This window comes from Nocardiopsis sp. NPDC055824 (genome assembly GCF_053616335.1).
In genome coordinates, this window is record NZ_JBSHDN010000136.1 from 1 (window position 1) to 18,039 (window position 18,039).

An 18,039-nucleotide genomic window follows, 5' to 3' on the forward strand; every position below is an offset into this window, starting at 1 on the left:
GTGGCGGCCCCGTCTGCGTGCGGCGGGGCCCCGACACGGAGTGCGGTGACCCGTTTCACGACTTTTCCCCGGCGGTCGGCCCTCTTCACGTCCTCCCAGGTCACAGCGGTTCCCACGGTTCCCCCGGGGGGTTCCGGGCGCGTGGTCCGGCGGCCCCGCGGGGGCGGATCCCCTGATTGCGACGCCGGGAGCCGGGTAGCGGCCCCGGTGAGGACGAAACGCAATCTATTGCGAAGGAGTCGATCAATGTCGGACATCGTGGAGACGGTAGAGGTCGACGTCCCGGTGACTGCGGCCTACGCCCAGTGGACGAGGTTCGAGGAGTTCCCCTCCTTCATGGAGGGCGTGACCCAGGTCGTGCGCACCGGTGACACCACCATGCGCTGGACCATCGAGATCGCCGGCCAGCGGCGCGAGTTCGACGCCGTGGTCACCGAGCAGATCCCGGGGGAGCGGATCGCCTGGAAGACCGTCGACGGCGTGACCCACGCGGGCGTGGTGACCTTCCACCACCTCTCGGACACGAGCACCCGGATCACCCTCCAGCTGAAGACCGTCCCGGAGGGCGCCGTGGAGCAGCTCGGTGACAAGCTGGGGCTCGTCAAGGCCCGTGCCAAGGGTGACATGAAGCGCTTCAAGGCCTTCGTGGAGCCCACCCGGTCCACGGCCTGACCGCAGGCCCCGGGCTCCGGCCCGGGAAGCGGGACGTCCGAGGCCCCCGCACCGCCCGCGAGCGGTACGGGGGCCTCGGACGCGTCCCCGCCCCCGGCTCCGTTCCGGAGAGGGGGCCGACCGAAACCTCCAGGTATGCTCCCCGCATGCCCGCCCTCCCCCGGCTCCTCCTCGTCCCGGCCGTGCTCGCCGCCCTCGCCGCGACGGGCGCCCCCGCCCACGCCGCGCCGGAGCCCGCGTCGTACGAGACCCACGTCACCCCCGCCGAGCACTACGCCGCCCTGATGGCGGACATGCCCGAGGGGGCGGCGGTGGTCGTGGACGACGCGCTGGCGGGCGAGTACGACCCCGCCGAGCTGGAGGCCGGACTCCACCGCTCCTTCGGCGCGGTGGGCGTGCCGTACCACGTCGTCGCGAGCCCGTTCCCGGAGTCCCTGGCGTCCCTGTGGGCCCCGGACATGCTGGCGGCCCTGCACGACCGGGTCGGCGCCGACGGGATCTACGTCCACCTGCGCCCCGACAGCGGGATCGCCGGGGTGCGGGCCTACGGCGCGGACCTCCCGGTGGACCTGGCGGAGCAGGTGACCCGAGGGGAACTGGAGTACGGGGCCCCGCTCGGGGAGGTGGCGGCCGCCTTCGCCGAGGCGCTCACCGCCTCCGAGGACGACCTCCTGCGCAGGAGCGACGCGGTGGCCGCCGCCCGGGAGGCGGGTGAGGACACGCCCTCGGGCTGGGAGGAGTTCGTGGAGGACCTCGACCCGTCGCGGTCGGTCGGTCCGGAGAACCTGGGCCTGATCGTCGGCGCCCCCGTCGGGGCGCTGGTCACAGTGGGCGCGGTGTGGGCGGTCGTGCGGGTGCGGCGGGGCGCGGGCGTGCGGTCGACGGTGCTGTCGGCCGCCGTCGCGACGCTCGTGCCGTCCGCCGCGGCGGTGGCCTGGTCCCTGGCGCACCTGACCGGGGCGCCCCCGGGCCCCCAGGAGCTGCCCGACCCCCTGGAGGAGGTCCGCGCCGAGCCGCCGTACGTGGCCTCCACGGCGCGGGTCGAGCGCGTGGTCGGGCAGATGGGGGAGGAGCGCCTCTACGTCGACCCGCTCACGCCCCTCCCGCGCGAGGGCCTGGCGGAGGTCGCGGCGCGGCTGGAGGAGGCGCCCGCGCCCGTGCGCGCGGTCGTGCTGCCGATGGCCGGGAGCGACGAGTCCGCCGGCGACCCGCACGTGTTCCTGCACGCCTGGCACCACGTGCTGGGCGAGGACGGCGTCTATGCCGTGGTCACCCACGACCTCGAGGCGGTGTCCGTGGACCTGCTGGCCTTCGGAGTGCCCGTCGACGGGCACTCCCTCCTCGAGGAGGTCCGTGACGAGGAGGCCGCCGACCCGGCCGCGGCCCTGGACGCGGTCCTGCGGGAGGTCGGGCGCCACCCCGCCGACGCCGACGCGGCGCCCGCCCCTCCCACGATCTACTCCACCCCCCTGGAACCCCGTCTTCCGCGCTTCACCGAGAGCTTCCTCCTCGCCCTCCTGCTCGTGGGACCGGTGGTCGGCGCGCTCGTCGCGGGAGCCGTCTGGGGAGCGGTCGCACTGGTGAGGCGTCCCGGAGCCTCCGCGGGGGGCAGGGTCGGCGCCGCGACCCTGCGTCCGCTCGCGGAGCGGGAGGCGGCGGCCCTGGCCGGGGAGCTCTCCGAGGGCCGCACACTGCCGGACGGGCTGATGCCCCAGGCCGAGGCGGCGCTCATGGTGATGGAGGGGTCCCCGGACGCCCTCGACCTCGTCGGTGTGCTCGTCCTGGTGCGCCGTGCCCGCGCCGCCCTGGCCGACCCCGGAGCCCCCGTCCACGGGGCCCCGTGCCGGAACAACCCCCTGCACGGCCCGGGCACCGCAAGTGCCCCCGCCCCGCCGGGCCGCAAGCGGCGGGAGCGCGGGGCGCGGGCCGAGCGGACGTCGCTCTGCGAGGGGTGCGCCGCCCTCCCCGACGACCGCCGGGTGCTCCGGCGGCTGGAACTGCGGGGCCCGGACGGGGTGTGGCGCTCGTACCTGGACCAGGGCGAACGGGCGTGGATCCGCCACCGGTTCGGCGCGCACGGCCCCGCCCGCATGGTCGAGGTCCTCCTGAGCGAGGTGGAGGGGGGCCGGGCGGGGTAGGGGGATGGCCGAAACTCCCCGATATGATCATCCCCATGCCCGGTCCCTCCCGCCCCCGTATCCGGTTCCCGGCCGCCCTGGCCGCCCTCCCGGCCCTGCTGGTGCTCCCTTTCACGGCGTCCCCCGCCGCGGCCGAACCCGCGCTCCCGGACGCGCCGTCCGCGTACGAGACGCGCGTGACCCCCGCCGAGTACTACGCGGACCTGATGGCCGACGAGCCCGAGGGCGCCGCCGTCGTGGTGGACGAGGCCGTGTCCGGGCTCCACGACCCGGAGGAGCTCGAGGCCGACCTGCGCGAGGCCTTCGACACGCTGGGCGAGCCCTACCACGTCGTCGTCAGCCCCTTCCCCGGTCCCGGGACGGAGTGGGGAGGCGCGATGCCGCCCGCCCTGCACGACCGGCTCGGCTCCGACGGGGTCTACGTCCACCTGCGCCCCGACTCCACCCTGTTCGACGTGGCCGCGTACGGCGTCGCCCTGCCCGTGGACGAGGCGCGCAGCGCCCTGATGTCCGACCCGGACTTCGACTACGGCGCCCCCGTCGACCAGGTCGCCGAGGGGTTCGTCCGGGCCCTGACCGACCCCGCGGCCGGAGGCGCCGCGGACCGGTACGGGCCGCCCTCGGCGGGGGACCGGTTCGCCGAGGGGTGGCGGGGCCTCCTCGACGACCTCGACCCCACCAGCCACAACGGTCCCGGGAACACGGGCTTCCTCGCGGGGACGCTCGGCGGCTTCGTGCTCGGCGCGGGCGGCTACCTCGTCTGGCGCCGCCTGCGCCGGGGCGCGCTCGGCGCAGGCGGCGTCGCGGTCGTCACCGGCACCGCCGCGGCGACCGTCGTCCTGGCCGGGGCGGTGTCCCTCGCCCCGCTCGCCCACGTCGTCAGCGTCCCGGAGGGCGGTGCCGAGGTCCTCTCCCCCCGGGAGGAGGCGTTCTCCTCCCCGCCCTACGTGGTGTCCACGGCCAGGGTGGAGCAGATCGCCCGGGAACTGGAGGAGAACACCGCGCCCCTCTACGTCGACCCCCGCACCCCGCTCCCCCTGGACGGCCTGGCGGCGACGGCCGAGCGCCTCGCCGACGCCCCCGTCCCGGTGCGCGCGCTGGTCCTGCCCATGGACTCCGCCGACGAGTTCAGCGGCGACCCCGAGGTCCTGGCCCACGCCCTGGCCTCCGTCAGCGGTGAGGACGCCGTCTACCTCGTCGCCGGCCACCGGTACGCGGAGGAGGGGGTCCGCGTCTCAGCGTCCCCCGTCGGCCTCGGGACCGTGGACTCCTACGAACTGTGGAGCGCCACCTCCGAGATCGAGGAGCCGAGCCCGGCCCTGGCGCTGGACGCCGCCCTCGACGCGCTGGAGGGCGTCGAGGTGGGCGAGGGCGCGTACGTCGGGACGCCGTACTTCATGGACTCCGGCATCGAGCCCCCCGGGCCGCGCGTGCCGCGCTACTTCGACGGGGGCTTCCCCGTGGGGGTGGTGCTCCTCGGCCCGCTGGCCTTCCTGGCCCTGGTCGGCGCGGTGGCCCTCACACGGCTGCTCGTCCGCCGGCCCCTCCGGGACCACGCGACCGGTCCGCGGGCCCTGCGCCGGATGGCGCTGCGCGAGAGCGGAGCGCTTCGCAAGGTGTTGGACTCGGACCGGGCCGGCGAGATCCCCCGCGAGCTGATGCCGCAGGCGGAGGCGGTGCTCATCGCCATGGAGCACGACCCGGACGACCTCGACCACGTCGGCGCCGTCGTCGTCTCGCGACGGGTCATGGCCGCCCTGGAGGACCCCGGGGGAAACGTCGGCCGCGCCCCGTGCAGGGTCAACCCGCTGCACGGGCCCTCCACATCCTCCCAGCGGTCGCGCGTGGCGGAGGGGAGCGTGCCCATGTGCGCGTCCTGCGCGCGGGCGGACGAGGCGGCGCGCGCCGCCAGGGTCCTGCACGTCCGGGACCGCCTGGGCGGGAGACTGTCCTACCTGTCGCTGGACGACCGCGCGTGGGTCCGGCACCACTTCGGGGCCGAGCGCCCCGCACGCATGGCCGAGAGACTCCTGGAGGAGATCGATGCCCGCTGAGTTCCCGACCGCGCGGCACGCGGCACGGCTCCTGGCCGCCCTGGCCTGCGCGGGGCTGGTCACGGCCCCCCTGTCCGGGGCCCTCGCCCAGAACGGGAGCGGCGCCCCGGCGGACGGGGCCCCCGCGGAGAACCCCTCCCAGGAGATCGCCGACGCCCTGGACGAGTTCCCCGTGTACGTCGACCCGGTCTACGCCAACGCCATCCCCGAGGCCGAGCAGGAGCGGATCGCCGGGCTCATCGCGGAGTCCGACCTGGACCTGTACGTGATCGCGGTCCCCCTGGTGGAGGCCGACCCCTGGAACGGTGACGTGGAGACCCTGGTCTCGGTGGTCCACGACCGCAGGGGCGCGCCGGCGGGCTCCTACCTCGCCGTGGACGACGACGTCTTCGGCACGGACTTCGGCGGCGGTACCACCGCCCACTACTCCGCGCTCACCGCCTCCTACGCCACCGACTTCGACGGAACCGCGCTCGCCCAGCTGGACGTGGCGGTGGAGACCGCCCTGTCGGGCGACGCGGAGGGCGCCTACGACAGGGCCGTGGCCGGCTACGAGGAACGCAGCGGGACGGACCGGGGGTCGGGCCCCGCCTTCTCCGGAGGGGGCGGGTCGTCCGGCTCCGCGGGTGGCTGGCTGGTGGCGGGCACCCTGCTCCTCGGCGGGGTCCTGGTCGCGGTGATCGCCTACCCCCTGTACCGCCGCACGTCCCAGGGCCTGGGGAGGCGGCGCTCCCGCGCGATCGCCCAGCACGCCGCGTTCGCCAACGCCGAGCGCGCGCAGCTGGAGGCCCTGGTGGAGCAGGGCGGGCAGGACCTCATCGAGGTCGGCGAGCGCCTGAGCCGCCTGGAGTCGGGCAGCGCCCCGGGGGAGAGGGCGCAGCAGCACCTGCGCGCCGCCCTGGACGCCCGCTCCGCCGCGGCCACGGTCCACGACAGGATGTCGGACGGCAACGCCGCCCTGCCCGACGCCGTGGGCGTGCTCGTCCTCCTGGACATGGCGGAGGACGCCATCGACAACGCGGCCAGGGGATCGCGGGCGTCCGCCGTCCGGCGCCGCCACTGCTACGCCAACCCCCTGCACGGGACCGTCACCAAGGTGACCGCCTGGCGCGAGTTCGGCGGGACCCGCACCATCCGCGTCCCCCTGTGCGAGGAGTGCGCCAAGGCCGTCCGCGGACGCGTGCGCCCCGTCGTCCTGCCGGCCGAACACGAGGGCCGGACGGTCCCGTACTACGAGGTGCCCGCGAGCGACAGCGTGTGGGCGGCCACCGGGTACGGAACCCTCACCGACGACCTGGTCGAACGCATCCAGAGGGGCGACCACACGCGCAACGTCAGGTCCCGCTGACCCCGTCCGCCCCACCGCGGGCCGGCTGTCCGGGTGCTCCCGCCGCCCCGGGCCGACGCCCCGGAACAGGGCGGCGACCGGATTCGGGACAGCCGGAACCTGGCTATAGTTCCCACGGGCCCGTCTCGGGTCATCCAGGGGGAAGCACGACGACGAATCGAGGGCTGGACGGTGGACGACCTCCAGAACCAGGCCGGGGGCGCCGGGGCGGGAAGGTCATCGGGCCGGACCGTCGGCCACTACCGCCTCGTGCGCTCGTTGGGACGCGGGGGCTTCGGTGAGGTGTTCCTGGGGGAGGCCCCGGACGGGAGTCGTGCGGCCGTCAAGGTGCTGCACGCCACGTGGGCGGGCGACCCGGAGATGCGGCGCCGCTTCACCACCGAGGTGGAGCAGGCCCGCAGGGTGAGCGGTTTCTGCATCGCGGCGATCCTGGACGCCGATCCGGAGGCGGCGGAGCCGTGGATCGCGACCGAGTTCATCGACGGCCCCACCCTCCAGGCCGCCGTCGCCCACGACGGCCCCCGCACCGGGGTGGAACTGCACCGGCTGGCGATCTCCACCGCGACCGCGCTGGCGGCCATCCACGCGGCCGGTGTCGTGCACCGCGACCTGAAGCCGGACAACATCATGCTGGCCGCGGACGGTCCCCGGGTGATCGACTTCGGCATCGCCCGCGCCGTCGAGACCACCTCCGTGACCGCCAGCGGCGTGGTCGGGACGATCGGCTACATGGCGCCCGAGCAGCTGGAGGGGGCCCGGCTCACCTCGGCCGTGGACATCTTCTCGTGGGGGTCGGTGATGGTCTACGCCGCGACGGGCAAGGAGGCCTTCCACGGGCCCACCCAGGCCTCGCGCATCGCCCGCATCCTGGGCGGGGAGCCCGACCTGGGGCCCCTGGGCGAACCGCTGGCCGGAATCGTCCGTTCCTGCCTGGACAAGGACCCCGACCGGCGCCCCGACGCCGCGACCCTCCTCAACCGGCTGATCTCCGCCCCGGCGAACGGCGGGCCCGCGCCCGGTACCGGTGCCCACGGGGCGTTCCCCGCCACCGGGCGCCCGGAGGCCGCGCCCGACGGCGGCACCCGCGTCGGCGTGGAGCGCACCAGGATCGCCGGCGACGCGCCCCCGCAGGTCGACCCCACCAGGGTGGCCCCGCAGGCCCCCGTGGACCCCACCCGGGCCTACACCCGGTCGGCGCCGGACGCGGCGCGTGCGCACGCCGCCGGCCACGCGCCGCCCGCACCGGGGCACGCCTCCGGCGTCCGCGGGGGCCCGCCGCCCTACACGGCGCCGGGCACGCCCACGCCGCCGCCGTACCCCCCGCCGTTCCACCCGGGACCGCGGACCGGTGCGCCCGGCCTCCCCGCCCCCTCGACGTACCGTGAGGGCGGGGTGCCGCCGTACCACTTCCACGGCGTCCGCTTCACCGACCCCCGCGACCTCGCGGAGGCCATGCAGCAGAACTGGGGCTCCGCCGTCCAGGTCTTCCAGGACCCCGCCCAGCGCGCCGCGCTGGGCGCCTGGCTCGTCGACGACCTCGGCGACACCGTCCTGGACCGGTCCCTCTTCCGCGGCCACGTCAACAACGACGCCAACCTGGCGCTCGCCTCGTTCATCGCGCAGCTGCGCCCCGACCTGCCGCCGGTCTTCCGGGGCCGGGGCGCCACCGTGGCCGAGCTCGGGGAGCTGTTCACCGACCCGCGCCCGCTCCTCACCGGCGCGCCCCTGGCCAACGAGATGGTGCTTCTGGCCAGGCCCGGTGTGCTCAGGATCCTGGGCGCCCACCACGGGGACGACTCCGGGGAGCTGACGCGGCTGGCGGACCGGCTCGACGAGGCCGAACGCGCCGGCAACGCCTTCCACGACCAGCTCACCTCCGAGCTCGAGGGGTGGCGCACGGCGCGCGTGAGCGTCAGCGCCGCCCTGATCCTCGCGTTCCTGCTGCACCCGGAGCGGCTGGTGCCGCCCGGCGACGGCGGCGACAGGGGCGTGGGCGAGTGGATCGACATCCTCTGGGGCCGCGTCCGGAACGCCCCCGCCCCGGCCGACGCCGGGTGCGCGGCCGTGGTCTACGGCGCGCTGCCCACCCTGCGGGCGCTCGCAGAGCAGCGCAGGCACTGGGAGGACCGCCACGGCACGGTCGGCGCCCGGCACGAGGCGCTGCGGCGCAAGGTCGACCTCCAGGAGAAGCTGGTCCTCGCGCTGAGGGTCTGCCGGTTCGCGGTGCTCGGCCTCCCGGCCGGGATCGTCATGGGGCTCGCGTCGGCGGACGGCACCCTGACCGGCCTGCTGGTGGTCGTCGGGGTCATGGGCGTGGCCGGAGTGGTCGGCGCGGGGACCGCCGTCCGCGTCGTCTCGGGCGGTCCCGCCCGGCGCCACCAGCGCTACCAGGAACTGAACGGGGTGGCGGCACAGCTGCCCCAGCTGACCACGGGGGTCACCCGCATCAACGGCGATCTGCGGAAGGCGCGTGCGATCTGCGGGGTCTGACCCGATCCGCCCAGGCGGACACAACAGGAGAGGGAGAACCGTGGACGACCCTGGTCGTACCGCAGGGGACTACCGCCTCGTGCGCTCGTTGGGGCGCGGGGGCTTCGGTGAGGTGTTCCTGGGGGAGGCGCCGGACGGGAGTCGTGCGGCCGTCAAGGTGCTGCACGCCACGTGGGCGGGGGATCCGGAGATGCGGCGCCGCTTCACCGCCGAGGTGGAGCAGGCCCGCAGGGTGGACGGTTTCTGCATCGCGGCGATCCTGGACGCCGATCCGGAGGCGGCGGAGCCGTGGATCGCGACCGAGTTCATCGACGGCCCCACCCTCCAGGCCGCGGTGAAGGGGGACGGGCCGCGCGCCGGCGTCGAGCTCCAGCGCCTCGCCGTCGGCACGGCCACCGCCCTCGCCGCGATCCACGCGGCCGGTGTCGTGCACCGCGACCTGAAGCCGGACAACATCATGCTGGCCGCGGACGGTCCCCGGGTGATCGACTTCGGCATCGCCCGCGCCCTGGAGACCACCTCCGTGACCGCCAGCGGGATCATCGGCACGGTGGGCTACATGGCGCCCGAGCAGCTGGAGGGGGAGCGCCTCACCTCGGCGGTCGACGTCTTCTCGTGGGGGTCGGTGATGGTCTACGCCGCGACGGGCAAGGAGGCCTTCCCCGGGCCGACCCAGGCCGCCCGCATCGCGCGCGTCCTCTCCGGGGAACCCGACCTCGACGGTGTGCCCGAGCCGCTCCGGGAGACCCTCCGGACCTGTCTGCTCAGGAGACCGGAGCACAGGCCCGACGCCAAGGTCCTGCTCCACCACCTCGTCACGGGCGATCCCCTGGCCGCACTCCCCGCGCCCCGGGCGGCGTCCGTCGAACCGGTCGGCGACGCCGTGCCCTCCGGGCCCGCGACCGAGGAGATGCTGTCGCGGTTCCGCGGCATCGAGGACCTGCGCAAGCTCTTCGACGACCCCGGGCCCCTGCTCGCGGGTGATGCGGCGGCCGCCGAGTTCCGGCCGCTGGCCCGGCCCGCGGAGCTGCGGAGGATGGCGGAAATCGCCGGGGACGGAGCGCTGTTCGCCCTCGCCCGGGACCTGGAGGAGGGCGAGCTCGTGGGGAACGGGTTCGTCCGCGAGCTGACCGGGAGCCTCGGCGGGTGGGAGGGCGGCCACCACCGTGTGGACCCGGCCCTGATCCTGACCTTCCTGCTCAACCCCGGGCTGGCGGTCCCGCCGGACCCCGGCGGCCTGCCGGGGGTCGGTGAGTGGACGCGGATCCTGTGGACCCGGGTGGAGTACGCCTCGGGCCCTCCGCGGGCCGGGCACGCGGCCGCGGTCTACGCGGTGGTCCCCACGGTGCTCGGGGTCGCCCACCGGCAGCGGCAGTGGCGGGAGCGCACCACGGCGGTGCGGGGCGAGGCCGACGGCCTGCGCGCGACGGTGCGCAGACAGGAGGCCTACGCGTTCGGCAAGGGCGTGCTGGGCGTCCTCGGGGCGGTGCTGGTCCTCGCGGCCTTCGCCCTCGTGGCCTGGGGGGAGGGCGTGGATCCGGGTCTCCTGTTCGTGGCGGCCACCGCCTGCGGGGCGGGCTGGCTGCTGCTGTTGCGCCTCGACTCCCGCGCGCACGGGGGGAGGGAGGAGCGCAGGGAGAGGCTGCGCCGTCTCGAGAACCTGCCGCTCCCCGCACTGGGGGCCGGGCTGCGGGCGATGGAGGAGGACCTGCGAAGGGCCAGGGAGATCTGCGCGCCCCGCCCGGGGGCGCCCGGCCGGTGAGTCCGCCGGCGTCCGCCGGAGCGGCGCCGCTCCGGCGCGCTGAGCGCGGCGGCCTCGGCGGAGGCCGGGGCGCTCACGGTCGTCGACCGCCCGGCGCCTCCAGGGGGCTGCGTGCCGCCCGGGGGCGCGGGGCAGGGCCGACGGGGGTCACCCGGCCGCGGCGGACGGTCGCCCGGTCCAGGGCCTGGGGGAGCCCGGCGGGGCCAGGGCGTCCAGCCGGGCGGTGACGGCGGTGCGCGCCATCGCGTAGGGCGCGTCCCTGTCGTCCTCCAGCAGGGAGACCGCGTTGGCGGTGTCCAGGAACGCGCGCAGCTCGAAGGCGAGCAGCGCGGGATCGGCCCCGGGGACGAGCTCGCCCAGCTGTCGGGCGTCCTCGGCGGTCCGGGTGAGCAGGTCGCGCCACTCGCGGTGGGTCTCCACGAGGGCGTCGCGGACCCGGCCCGGGCGGGACTCGAACTCGGCGGTGACGGTGTAGAAGAAGCACCCGCCGGAGAAGACCCGGTCCCGGGAGTAGGCGAGCCAGTCCTCGCACAGCCGCCACAGGCGTTCGACGCCCGGCCGGGTGCGCAGCGCCTCGCGCACGACGTGGCGGACGAAGACCGCCCTGCCGGCCTCGACGGCGGCGAGCTGGAGCTCCTCCTTGGACCCGAAGTGCGCGAACACCCCGCTCTTGCTGATCCGCAGCTCCTTGGACAGCCGGCCCAGGGAGAGCCCCTCCAGGCCTTCCACCGAGGCGATGTCCACCGCGCGGTCCAGGACCGCCCGCCGGGTCTGGTCGCCCCGCTGCAGGCGGCCGTCGGTCCGGGTCGTCATGCTCCTCCTCGGCTGGACTCGTCCCACGGGGGAGGTGAACGGTCGGTCGGGTACAAGGCGATCCTACTTGCCCCTTGACGGAAGCGACGTGCAAAACAAATAATACGATCGTTCGTAAAGTTTTCTGGATGCGGGCGTCCCGCGGAAAAGAGTCCACCGTGAACACAGCCCGTCTCGCGGGCGCGGCCGTCAACGCCGTCGCCCTCCCCGCCCCCGGCCTCGCGGGGGCCCTGGCGCGACGCCTGTGGGCCGACCCCCGCGGCCCGCGCCCGGTCGCCGCGGAGGACCTCGAACTCCACGGGAGCGCCCGGACGGAGTCCTTCGACGTCGGGAGGTGGAAGGTCGTCGCCTACGCCTGGGGCGACGGCGCCCGTCCCGTCCTGCTCGTCCACGGCTGGCGCTCCCGCGCCGCCCGCCTCGCGCCGGTGATCCGGCGCCTGCTCGAACTCGGCTACAGCCCCGTCTCGTGGGACGCGCCCGGCCACGGCTCCACGGGAGGCCCGGTGGGCACCGTCCTGGACGCCCGGGAGGCCATGCGCCTCCTCCAGGACCGGCACGGACACTTCGCGGCCGTGATCGGCCACTCCCTGGGCGCGCTCTTCGCCGTCCACGCCCTGCGGGAGGGCCTGCGGGCCGACCGGGCGGTCCTGGTCTCGGGGGTGTCGGACTTCGGGTTCCTCGTCAGCTCCTTCTCGGGAGCCCTCGGACTGCGGCCCCGGGCCGTGGAGGCGCTGCGCAGGGCCGTCGAGCGCCACTACTTCGACGGGGACCCGACCGTGTGGACCCGCTTCTCGGCCACGCACGCGCCGGAGTCGTTCGACCGGCCCGTGCTGCTCCTGCACGGCGAGGACGACGCCTACGTCCCGATCGGGGAGTCACTGCGCACCGCCGCCGCGCTCGGGGACCGGGCCCGGCTGGTGCGGACCCGCGGAACGGGCCACAGCGGCATCCTCGCCGACGAGGCAGTCCTCGGCCTGGTCGCCGGGTTCGTCGGAGGCGCTGCCGACCCCGCCCCCGCCCAGGGGGGCTGAGACGGGGCGCCGGGCGTCCCGGCCCCGCCGTCCGGCCCGTCCCGGCGGGGGCGCGGGACGGGCCCGGCGGCGCCGACCGTCCCGCGCACGGTCACCGGGCGGGGTTGTCGACCACCAGGTCGGCGTGCTCCCGGGGGCGGTTCTCCGCGTAGAAGGACTCCTCCTGCTCAGCCCACACGCGCCTGTAGGGCGCGTACACCGGAGCGTCACCGCGGGCGTCCAGCCGCCGGGCGCGCTCGTCGCCGGGTGCGGCCACCCAGACCAGCAGGTCCAGGAGGCCGCGTCCGGCGACGGCGCCCGAACCGGTCCCCTCGACCACCAGGACCCCGCCCGCGGCGACGTCCCCGGGCAGCGGCGTCCACCCCCGCGCGAAGCCTCCCCGCTCCCAGTCGTAGCGACGCCAGGCCGCCAGCTCCCCCCGGGACAGCGGTTCGAGGACCCACTCCCGCAACAGCGCGGGCGCCTCGGCCAGCCCCTCCCACCCCGGGTAGAGGTCCTCCATGGACAGCACGGCCGCCGGCCGGCCCCGGCGCGCGAGCGCCGCGCGCAGCCGTGCGGCCACCGTGCTCTTGCCCGAGCCGGAGCGGCCCTCGACCGCGACGACCCGCGGCCCGCCCGGGGGGCCTCCGGAGGGAACCGCCTCTGCGAGCGCCTCCTCCCAGCCGTCGGCGGCGGTGCTGATGCGTGGTGCGTTCACGTTCGGACCCTAACCGGCGCGGGAGCCGAGTTCCGGCTTGCGTTCAATGCTTGTAGCATTCCTCGCAGCAGCGCCGAAGCGCTGGGGAGTGCCGACCGCAAAGGGGCCACTGGTGACCGACGCCGCAGCGACGCCGGGATCTCAGTCCTCCCTGCGCCGGGCCAACGAGCGCCGGGTCGTGGACGTGCTGCGGCGCGACGGCACGCGCACCCAGGCCGAGCTGGCCCGGACCACCGGGCTGTCGGCCGCGAGCGTGTCCAACATCGTGCGCGGCCTGCGCGCCGCCGGGACCGTGTCGGTGCGCGACACCTCCTCCAACGGCCGGCGCGCGCGTGCCGTCACGCTCCTGCGCCCGCCCGGCACCGTCGTCGCCGTCGACTTCACCGCCGACAGCGTCCGCGTCGCGGTCGGCGACAGCGAGGGCAACATGCTGGCCCGCGAGGAGATCGACTACGACGTGGGGTCCGACGCCGACCGGGCGGTGCGCCGCGCGGCCTGGCTGGCCGAGACCACCCTCCAGCGCGCCAGGATCGACCTGGGCACGGTCTCGTCCGTGGTCGCCTCGGTGCCGGGGCCCATCGACCCGGGCACCGGTGCGGTGGGGCACATCTCCTGCGTGCCCCGGTGGGCGGGGTTCCACCCCGCCAGGGCGCTGACCGAGCGGCTGGGCCTGGAGGTCCTGGCCGAGAACGACGCCAACCTCTCCGTCCTGGCCGAGCAGCACCGCGGGGCGGGCACGGGGGCCGAACACGTCATCCACCTGGTCATCGGCGACGGCGTGGGGGCGGGCATCATGATGTCCGGCCGGCTCTTCCGCGGCGCGGGCGGAACGGCGGGGGAGATCGGGCACATCGCGCTGGACCCGCGCGGCCAGGTCTGCCGGTGCGGCAACCGGGGCTGCCTGGAGACCTTCGTCGGCGCGAACTACCTGCTGGACATGCTGCCGCAGAACACCGACGTCGCCCGGGGGCCGGGGCCGGCACGGGTGGGCGACCTGGTCGGGGCGGCCACGGAGGGCGACCCCGGGAGCCGCCGGATCATCGCGGAGGCGGGCACCGCGCTGGGCCAGGGGATCGCGATCATGGCCAACCTGTTCAACCCGGACCGCGTGATCGTCGGCGGCGACCTGGCGGAGGCCGGGGAGCTGCTGCTGGACCCGATGCGGCGGGCGATGGAGCTGGGATCGCTGGGCAGCGCACTGGAGCGGCTCTCGCTGGTGCGCGGCGAACTGGGGCGGGACGCCGCCCTGTACGGGGCGCTGCGCATGGCCTCGCAGCACTCGAACTGATCCCCCCGCCCCGCCGGGCCGCGCGCGTGCGCTCCCGCGGACTTCCGACGGGGCGGCGCGGGTGCCGGCGCAGACCGACCCGGAGGCCGATCGGGGGTGAAGGGCCGGTGAACCGCGAGGTCACCGCCTGCGCCGGGCCGGTCACGGGTAAAACCTGAGACTTCCTCACATGGACGCCCACGCTCGGGTCCCCGCTCTGGCCTGGGTTTTTGATTCATTCAGCTCCTGAACTCAAGACCCGTGATGTTTCGGTTATGTGTTCAGGAGTTGACGCCAAGGTGGCGACGGGGTTTGACTGCACACCACCACTCGCGAGTTCTCCACCGTGAAACCCCCCGTCATGAGAGGCACCAGCGTTGAGTACACGACGCTTCGCACCGCACCGCAGGGCCACCGCAGGCCTGGCGGCCACCGCCGCACTCGCCCTCCTCGCCTCCGGCTGCGCCGGCCTCACCACCACCGGTGGCGAGGGCGAGCAGGAGACCCAGAGCGTGGAGGAGGGCTTCCACGTCGGCCTCCTCCTCCCCGAGCTCCAGACCGCCCGCTACGAGGCCTTCGACAAGCCCTACTTCGAAGAGGCGCTCAACGAGCTCTGCCCGGAGTGCGAGCTCTCCTACGCCAACGCCGACCAGGACGTCGACGAGCAGCAGACCCAGGCCCAGGCCATGCTGACCGACGGGGTGGACGTCCTGGTCCTCGACGCCGTCGACTCCGCCGCGGCGGCCGGAACCGTCAACGAGGCCAGGTCCCAGGGCGTGCCGGTCGTGGCCTACGACCGCCTCGCCGAGGGCGGCGTCGACATGTACGTCTCCTTCGACAACTTCCGGGTCGGACAGGTCCAGGGCGAGGCCCTGCTCGCGGCCCTGGAGGAGGACGGCAACGAGGACGGCCAGATCGTCATGATCAACGGCTCGCCCACCGACCCCAACGCGGCGGACTTCAAGGCGGGCGCCCACGACGTCCTCGACGGCGCCGTCGAGATCGGCCAGGAGTTCGACACCCCGGACTGGTCGCCCGACCAGGCCAACAGCCAGATGGAGGGCGCGATCACCTCCCTGGGCGTCGACGAGATCGCCGGCGTCTACTCCGCCAACGACGGCATGGCCTCGGGCGTCATCTCGGCCCTGCGCAGTGCCGGGGTCGCGGTCGAGGACCTTCCGCCCGTCACCGGCCAGGACGCCGAGCTCGCCGGGATCCAGCGCGTCGTCGCCGGTGAGCAGCACATGACCGTCTACAAGGAGATCCGCCCCGAGGCCGAGGTCGCCGCCGCCATGGCGGTCGCCCTGGGCACGGGCGAGGACCTCCAGCTCGACGGCTACGAGATCACCGAGGTCGAGGACGCCAACGGGGAGGCCGTCACCGCGGTCCTGCTCGACGTCATCGTCGTGACCGAGGACAACGTCCTGGACACCGTCGTGGCCGACGAGGTCTACAGCGTCGAGGAGATCTGCACCGACGACTACGCCGACACCGACTTCTGCCAGGAAAACCTCTAGAAGCGGCGCGAAGTCCCCAGCGCTCGGGGGCGGGCGGCTGAGTCCGCACCGCCCCCGGCCGGGACGAGGAGAGAGAAACGAGCGCATGAGCACACCCGTCCTGGAACTGTCCGGGATCTCCAAGACCTTCGGCGCCGTCAGGGCCCTGAGCGAGGTCGACTTCCAGGTCCGCCCCGGCGAGGTCGTCGCCCTGCTCGGCGACAACGGCGCGGGAAAGTCCACACTGGTCAAGGTCATCGCCGGCGTCCACCCCGCGGACAGCGGCGGGAGCATCGCGTGGGACGGAAAGCCGGTCGGCATCTCCGCCCCCGCCGACGCCCAGCGGCTCGGGATCGCGACGATCTACCAGGACCTCGCCCTGTGCGACAACCTGGACATCGTCGGCAACCTGTTCCTGGGCAACGAGAAGCTGCACTTCCCCGGAACCCTCGACGAGGTCGAGATGGAGAGCCGGGCCAGGGAGCTCCTCGACTCCCTGTCGGTGAGCATCCCCGACCTGCGCGTCCCCGTGGCCTCCCTCTCCGGGGGCCAGCGCCAGATCATCGCCATCGCCCGCTCCCTGCTGGGGCAGCCGCGCGTGGTCATGCTCGACGAGCCGACCGCGGCCCTGGGAGTGGCCCAGACCGCCCAGGTCCTCGACCTGATCGAGCGCCTGCGGGACCAGGGGCTCGGCGTGGTCCTGATCAGCCACAACATGGCCGACGTCCGCGCGGTCGCCGACCGCGCCGTGGTGCTGCGGCTGGGCCGCAACGCGGGGGACTTCCCCATCGCGGAGACCAGCTACGAGGAGATCGTGGCCGCCATCACCGGGGCCGCCGACAACCCGGTCAGCCGCCGCTCCGACCGCACCGGCTCCTCGGCCCTGGCCACGGAGGACAACCGATGACACAGCAGACCCACCTCTCCCACGAGTCCGAGGACGGGACACCCGAAGCGGGCGAGGCCAGGCGCGACCCCCGCCTCCTCGCCACGGCGGCCTCTCCCCGGGGCTGGCTCCAGGCGCTCCGGCGCAACCTGAGGGGCGGGGAGCTCGGCCCCCTCCCCGTCGTGGTCGGACTGCTGCTGATCGGCATCGTCTTCCAGTCGATGAACGACCGGTTCCTGTCCCCGCAGAACCTGTCCAACCTCACCGTGCAGATCGCCGCCGTCGGCCTGATGACCACCGGCGTCATCATGGTGCTGCTCCTCGGCGAGATCGACCTGTCGATCGGCTCGGTCTCCGGGCTGTCCGCGGCGGTCCTGGCAGTCCTCGCGGTGAACACGGGCCTGCCCGAGTGGGCCGCCATCGCCGCGGCCGTCGGGGTCGGGCTCCTGATCGGCCTGCTCCACGGCGTCATCTTCGCCAAACTGGGGGTGCCGGCCTTCGTGGTCACCCTCGCGGGCCTCCTCGGCTGGCAGGGCGTGCACCTCTACCTGATGGGCGCCGACGGCACCATCAACACCAGTCCCAGCGGCGCCATCGCGATGCTCACGCAGACGTACTTCGTCCCCTTCATGGGATGGGCCATCGCCGGCATCGTCATCGTGCTCTACCTGATCGCCGTCTTCGCGGTCGAACGGCGCCGGCGCCTGGCGGGGCTGCCCTACAAGCCCCTGGAGGAGGTCCTCTTCCGCGCGGCCCTGCTCACGGTGCCGATCGTCGGCGGCGTCTGGGTGCTCAACCAGTACAAGGGCGTGCCCCTGGCGTTCCTCATCTTCGTGGGCTTCGTGGTCGTCCTCGACCTCGTGCTGCGCAAGACCCGCTACGGGCGGATGGTCTACGCCGTCGGCGGCAACTCCGAGGCCGCCCGCCGGGCGGGCATCAACGTCGACCTGATCCGCATCTCGGTGTTCGGCATCGCGTCGACCCTGGCCGCGCTCGGCGGCATCATGCTGGTCTCCCGCAACTTCGCCGCCAGCGTCTCCACCGGCAGCGGGGCGGAGCTGATGATGGCCATCGCCGCGGCCGTCATCGGCGGGACGAGCCTCTTCGGCGGCCGGGGCAACGCCTACTCCGCCCTCCTGGGCGGCCTGGTCCTGGGCGCGATCACCTCCGGCCTCCTGCTGCTCCAGATGGACACCTCGGTGCGCTTCATGATCACCGCGGCCGTCCTCCTGGTCGCGGTCATCCTCGACGCGGTCTCGCGGCGGGGCCGCAAGACCCACGCACGGGGCGGTGCCTAGGCGTACTGACCTGAGAGATCGGTGACGCGGGAGGCGGGGGCGGTGCTCCCCGCCTCCCGTCCGGCCCGGTCCGGCGCCCCGTGCGCC

General features: G+C 74.9%; 13 protein-coding genes. 11 read left to right on the forward strand and 2 right to left on the reverse strand.

Annotated elements, in window-relative coordinates; genetic code table 11:
* Positions 1 to 246: 246 nt before the first annotated feature.
* From ACWGL3_RS22805 to ACWGL3_RS22830, 6 genes are all read left to right on the forward strand, one after another.
* The gene (locus ACWGL3_RS22805) at positions 247 to 672 is read left to right on the forward strand and encodes an SRPBCC family protein (RefSeq protein WP_267949152.1); all 426 of its coding nucleotides are present in this window, start codon (positions 247 to 249) and stop codon (positions 670 to 672) included.
* A 146-nt stretch (positions 673 to 818) separates the two neighbouring features.
* Positions 819 to 2,810, forward strand: coding sequence for a hypothetical protein (locus ACWGL3_RS22810; RefSeq protein WP_267949153.1), 1,992 nt, complete (start codon positions 819 to 821; stop codon positions 2,808 to 2,810).
* Between the two features lie 35 nt (positions 2,811 to 2,845).
* The gene (locus ACWGL3_RS22815) at positions 2,846 to 4,864 is read left to right on the forward strand and encodes a hypothetical protein (RefSeq protein WP_267949154.1); all 2,019 of its coding nucleotides are present in this window, start codon (positions 2,846 to 2,848) and stop codon (positions 4,862 to 4,864) included.
* A complete protein-coding gene (locus ACWGL3_RS22820) occupies positions 4,854 to 6,212 on the forward strand; it encodes a hypothetical protein (protein ID WP_267949155.1) in 1,359 nt (452 codons plus the stop codon). The genes ACWGL3_RS22815 and ACWGL3_RS22820 overlap by 11 nt, the downstream gene beginning before the upstream one ends.
* A gap of 171 nt (positions 6,213 to 6,383) precedes the next feature.
* Entirely contained in the window at positions 6,384 to 8,702 is a 2,319-nt protein-coding gene (locus ACWGL3_RS22825; protein WP_267949156.1) for a serine/threonine-protein kinase, read from the forward strand.
* A gap of 40 nt (positions 8,703 to 8,742) precedes the next feature.
* Positions 8,743 to 10,464: a serine/threonine protein kinase gene (locus tag ACWGL3_RS22830; RefSeq protein WP_267949157.1), complete on the forward strand. Its 1,722-nt coding sequence runs from the start codon at positions 8,743 to 8,745 to the stop codon at positions 10,462 to 10,464.
* Positions 10,465 to 10,611: 147 nt separating this feature from the next.
* On the opposite strand, the gene ACWGL3_RS22835 is transcribed toward ACWGL3_RS22830, so the two are convergent.
* Positions 10,612 to 11,277 carry a TetR/AcrR family transcriptional regulator gene (locus ACWGL3_RS22835; RefSeq protein ID WP_267949158.1) on the reverse strand — a complete coding sequence of 222 codons (666 nt, stop codon included), beginning with the start codon at positions 11,275 to 11,277 and terminating at the stop codon, positions 10,612 to 10,614.
* 158 nt (positions 11,278 to 11,435) lie between these two features.
* On the opposite strand from ACWGL3_RS22835, the gene ACWGL3_RS22840 reads away from it, so the two are divergent.
* Positions 11,436 to 12,308 (forward strand): alpha/beta hydrolase, encoded by an 873-nt coding sequence (locus tag ACWGL3_RS22840; protein ID WP_267949159.1) that lies wholly within the window; start codon positions 11,436 to 11,438, stop codon positions 12,306 to 12,308.
* A gap of 91 nt (positions 12,309 to 12,399) precedes the next feature.
* Here ACWGL3_RS22840 and ACWGL3_RS22845 read toward each other — a convergent pair whose 3' ends face one another.
* Positions 12,400 to 13,005, reverse strand: coding sequence for a uridine kinase family protein (locus ACWGL3_RS22845; protein ID WP_267949160.1), 606 nt, complete (start codon positions 13,003 to 13,005; stop codon positions 12,400 to 12,402).
* 112 nt (positions 13,006 to 13,117) lie between these two features.
* Between ACWGL3_RS22845 and ACWGL3_RS22850 the strand changes: the two genes are divergently transcribed.
* The 4 genes from ACWGL3_RS22850 to ACWGL3_RS22865 all read left to right on the forward strand — a co-directional run bounded on the left by ACWGL3_RS22850 (position 13,118) and on the right by ACWGL3_RS22865 (position 17,952).
* A complete protein-coding gene (locus tag ACWGL3_RS22850; protein ID WP_267949161.1) occupies positions 13,118 to 14,293 on the forward strand; it encodes an ROK family transcriptional regulator in 1,176 nt (391 codons plus the stop codon).
* Between the two features lie 356 nt (positions 14,294 to 14,649).
* The gene (locus ACWGL3_RS22855; RefSeq protein WP_267949162.1) at positions 14,650 to 15,789 is read left to right on the forward strand and encodes a substrate-binding domain-containing protein; all 1,140 of its coding nucleotides are present in this window, start codon (positions 14,650 to 14,652) and stop codon (positions 15,787 to 15,789) included.
* A gap of 85 nt (positions 15,790 to 15,874) precedes the next feature.
* Positions 15,875 to 16,675: an ATP-binding cassette domain-containing protein gene (locus ACWGL3_RS22860; RefSeq protein ID WP_267949163.1), complete on the forward strand. Its 801-nt coding sequence runs from the start codon at positions 15,875 to 15,877 to the stop codon at positions 16,673 to 16,675.
* Positions 16,672 to 17,952, forward strand: a complete 1,281-nt coding sequence (locus tag ACWGL3_RS22865; protein WP_267949164.1) for a sugar ABC transporter permease — start codon at positions 16,672 to 16,674, stop codon at positions 17,950 to 17,952. Before ACWGL3_RS22860 ends, ACWGL3_RS22865 begins: the two co-directional genes overlap by 4 nt.
* Positions 17,953 to 18,039: the final 87 nt, after the last annotated feature.

Excerpts from the sequence above, each read along its gene's own strand:
- ACWGL3_RS22805 (WP_267949152.1), top strand. The coding sequence starts at position 247 with ATGTCGGACATCGTGGAGACGGTAGAGGTCGACGTCCCGGTGACTGCG.
- ACWGL3_RS22810 (WP_267949153.1), top strand. The coding sequence starts at position 819 with ATGCCCGCCCTCCCCCGGCTCCTCCTCGTCCCGGCCGTGCTCGCCGCC.
- ACWGL3_RS22815 (WP_267949154.1), top strand. The coding sequence starts at position 2,846 with ATGCCCGGTCCCTCCCGCCCCCGTATCCGGTTCCCGGCCGCCCTGGCC.
- ACWGL3_RS22820 (WP_267949155.1), top strand. The coding sequence starts at position 4,854 with ATGCCCGCTGAGTTCCCGACCGCGCGGCACGCGGCACGGCTCCTGGCC.
- ACWGL3_RS22835 (WP_267949158.1), bottom strand. The coding sequence starts at position 11,277 with ATGACGACCCGGACCGACGGCCGCCTGCAGCGGGGCGACCAGACCCGG.
- ACWGL3_RS22860 (WP_267949163.1), top strand. The coding sequence starts at position 15,875 with ATGAGCACACCCGTCCTGGAACTGTCCGGGATCTCCAAGACCTTCGGC.
- ACWGL3_RS22865 (WP_267949164.1), top strand. The coding sequence starts at position 16,672 with ATGACACAGCAGACCCACCTCTCCCACGAGTCCGAGGACGGGACACCC.